The following is a 1,952-nucleotide window of genomic DNA, read 5'->3' as shown; positions in this document are numbered from 1 at the left end:
GATTTTTGTCAATAGCCCGCTATTGACTGCCTATCTCGGACTCCAATCTGCTTCAACATAGGTCTCAATCTGTCTCGGAATAAATTTAAAACAGCTTCTTAATTTTTTGGAATCTTCACGTCTACGTAAATAGGCAGGTGGTCCGATGCTTGGGTTACGTCGCCCGTATGGAATACGGTGGGTACTTTGGATTCGATGACTTCGCATTTCACACCATTTTTCAATTGTAGAATGAAGTCGATACATTTGTTGGGATTATGAGACGAGTATGTGTTTCCTTCTACCGAAAGAATGTCCCAACATGTTTTGAGCATCTGAATAGTCTCGGAGTTTGGCTCGGCATTCATATCTCCTAACAAGAATATCGGTTTGGGGCAATCTTTATATAATTCGGTAAAAGTTTTGTTGATGACTTCTACCTCTTCCAATTGTGTCTCTTTTTGCAAATCGAGGTGAGTAGAGGCTATAATGTAGTCTTCGAGCTCGGCTACGGCTACGGTACGAGGTTCTCCGCCTTGTGGTAGAGCGATGGAAAATTTTTTCAGAATTTTATCTTTACAGGCAAGCCCTGTACCATAATATCCTCCTTGATAGGGCATGGCTTTGGCATAGACATATTCCCACCCCATGAGTTCGGCAAAACGTTTCACTTGGAAAACGTGTTTGGTACGAGTCGTACAACTGTCCAGTTCTTGCATGCAGACGGCATCGGCATCCAGTTCTTTCATCATGCGAGCCGTCATCTTGTAACCGCTTTTTGCATATTTGGCAAAAACACCTACGTTGTAGGAAACGAGACGGGTTACACCCTCGCTTTTGGGATAGGCAGGGGTGAAATCATCTTTTGAACAAGCACTTACCGATAAGGAGAGTAGGAGAAAAAAGAGGATAGTAATATTTTTAATAAGTTGAATCATGATACCGTGTATTAAAAGTTACTCATATCGGTTACAGAAGTAGGACGGAGTATGGCGAAATGAGCGGCATGTTGTGCTATCGATGCTTGTTCATCGGTGACTCCTTCGGGACGATAGGTAATGCCTATCGGAGATTCTCCGAAGAATGTTTCGAACCATGCACAAGCAGCCGTATAGCGGCCGTATTTTAAATCCAGATGGTAACCGTCACGGCAGAATGTATCGCCCAAGCTACTGCTACGTCCGTTCTGAATAGCCGTTCCGGTGGGTATGACGATCGATATGTTTTGTTTTTGAGCCGCTTTGTCATAAGAAAATACGACATCTTCATACATGGCTTTTTGGTCTTTCCCGTATCTGAAAAATCCGGGGTGGTTGGAGTCTTTTGCATAAGCCCAAGTTTGTTGCATGGCGTATTTTACATTCGGATTGGTTGCATTCGCCTTGACGTATTCCATGAGTTCTGTCAATTCGGGGAAATAAGAACTGTATTGTCCGGCGAAAGAGCTTGCTTGTTGAAATACAATGTAGTCCCATTCCTCGTCTTTCAGGGCTTCCAATAGACTCTTCCTTTTTTCTTCGGTGTATTTCCCATCTATATTTTTTCTGTATTTGTAATCGTGTTTGTCGTGCCGGGCGTTATCGAGGTGTCTTTGGATAGAGCACCCGCCGATATAAGTGTTGGCGACGATAATGTGTTTTCCCGCCGAGATAGCGATTTCGTCAAGGTATTCGATTCCATCGTCGGCAAAACTGTTTCCGATAGCCAATATCTTAACAGGTTCGTTTTGGGCATGTAAAGAAGAAAATAATAGCAAGCATAAAATAAGCAGAAAGGAATTTTTTGTTTTCATAAGTGATGATTTAAATTTTTCGAATTATGTTGCCAAATTACTCAATTTTTTCTATCGGCGATTCAAAAATCGATACTTTTTTAGAAGCTGTTTTAAATTTATTCCGAGACAGATTGAGACCTATGTTGAAGCAGATTGGAGTCCGAGATATGCAGTCAATAGCGGGCTATTGACAAAAATC

2 protein-coding genes are annotated in these 1,952 nt (G+C 41.9%); both read right to left on the bottom strand.

The window, feature by feature from the left end; genetic code table 11:
• Positions 1-98 precede the first annotated feature (98 nt).
• A complete protein-coding gene (locus QVD32_RS13005; RefSeq protein ID WP_021890872.1) occupies positions 99-917 on the bottom strand; it encodes an endonuclease/exonuclease/phosphatase family protein in 819 nt (272 codons plus the stop codon).
• 11 nt (positions 918-928) lie between these two features.
• Positions 929-1,771: a DUF4886 domain-containing protein gene (locus tag QVD32_RS13000; RefSeq protein WP_021890871.1), complete on the bottom strand. Its 843-nt coding sequence runs from the start codon at positions 1,769-1,771 to the stop codon at positions 929-931.
• Between the last annotated feature and the right edge of the window lie 181 nt (positions 1,772-1,952).

Origin of the sequence: Barnesiella sp., from assembly GCF_022723415.1 — a bacterium.
GTDB lineage: Bacteria > Bacteroidota > Bacteroidia > Bacteroidales > Barnesiellaceae > Barnesiella > Barnesiella intestinihominis.
This window is presented reverse-complemented; position numbering and strand designations above follow the sequence as displayed.